The following is a 1,524-nucleotide window of genomic DNA, read 5'->3' on the forward strand; positions in this document are numbered from 1 at the left end:
GCGGTTAATATGAAGAATGACATGATAGTGATTGGACATAACGGCATAGGCACAGATTTCAAGGGCAAAGATGCCTGATAAAATCTTCAGCCTATCCTCTACCCACTGGCGACGGTGCTCATAGTTTTTGCCCGAAAACTTATCTCGACCACAGAGAAATGCTCTGCGTACACAGCGAGCCATGCAGTGATAATACGGCGTACTTGCCGGATCTATCAGATTCTTCCGAGCAGTCGTCATTACTTCGATTCCTGATCGTTAAAATTATTAATGATCAAAAGGTAGACGAGTCGTCCAGGTAGTCAAGTTTATGGCTGTCCTATATATTTTCGATATATTTTCGTGTTGTCTTCCCCCTCATCCAACAGGGTCGACGTTCTCAATAATGGTTTCGGAGCTCCCTCTTACCTTTAAAAGCAGAGCCTGCACCTTCCCCTGTCAACGCTTAACCATTGCCATTACTGACAGCCGCCCATGACTCGGGGTTCCGGCGGCTCGCTACGCCTTACCGGATGAAGGGCTTTCACCTTCAATCTTCTGCCGATTTATCTCGGCGCACTGGATGTCCTCTACTGTTCTCTTTTATGCAGTAGTTCTTCTTTAATCTGAGCACTTMGCGAGCTGGAAGAGATTGCGTTTTCAACGGCATTAACCGTCGCTTCGATAYCTTTAATGTATCYAARCGTCAGTRCCGCTTGAAGGCAGGGAACAYCGTCTTTATTCTTGGCTGCCAGTAGTTCTTTTTGATCCTGAGGAGTCAGGTTGCTGGATAATATTGCTTTTACAAAGGCTATGACCGTTTCAGGGAGCCCATACTGTAGTAGAGATAAAAAAATGGGATTACCGTCTTTATTCTCGCCTGCCAGCAGTTCTTTTTTATCCTTAGAAGTCAGTTTGCTGGATAATATTGCCTCTACAAAGGCATTAACAGTAGCTTTGGTCGTTCTAGGCACTCCAAGCATCAGTGCCCTTTGAAAGCTGGAAATACCGTCTTGATCCTTGGCGGCCAGCAGTTCTTTTTTATCCTCAGACGTCAGCAGCTCGCTGGGCAAGGAAAGTATTGTTTTTATATAGGCTTTGACCGTTTCAGGGTGTCCATACCGCAGTGGAAATAAAAAGCCGGGAGTACCGAATTGGTCCTTGGCTGCCAGTAGTTCTTTTTTATCCTCACGACTCAGCAGCTTGCTGGAGGAGACTGCCTTTATGCAGGCTATGACCTCTTTAGGGTCTCCCTTGGCCAGTGCAATTTGAAGTCTGGGAACACCGTTTTTATCCTTGGCTGCGAGCTGTTCTTTTGCGAGCTGTTCTGTTACAAAGGCTATGACCGTTTTAGAGTGTCTTTCCTTCAGTAATTTCTTCAGTGAAAATAAAAAGTAGGGAGTACCGTCTTGGCGCTTGGCTTCTAGCAATTCATTTACAAAGGCTTTGGCCGTTTCAGTGTGTCCCTTTTTCAGTGCAATTTCAAGGCTGGGAACACTGTTTTTGAGCTTGGCTTTCAGCAATTCTTTTTTGCCCTCAGGACTC

2 protein-coding genes are annotated in these 1,524 nt (G+C 45.7%); both read right to left on the minus strand.

Features of this window, described 5'->3' with window-relative positions; translation table 11 throughout:
• Nucleotides 1-240, minus strand: a 240-nt coding sequence (locus tag AKL11_RS25505; protein WP_495524912.1) for a transposase, incomplete at its 3' end; no start/stop codon positions are given.
• Nucleotides 241-569: 329 nt separating this feature from the next.
• On the minus strand, nucleotides 570-1,524 hold a 955-nt coding region (locus AKL11_RS01845), incomplete at its 5' end, for a hypothetical protein (protein ID WP_216636741.1).

It is taken from the genome of Endozoicomonas ascidiicola, assembly GCF_001646945.1.
Lineage (GTDB): Bacteria > Pseudomonadota > Gammaproteobacteria > Pseudomonadales > Endozoicomonadaceae > Endozoicomonas > Endozoicomonas ascidiicola.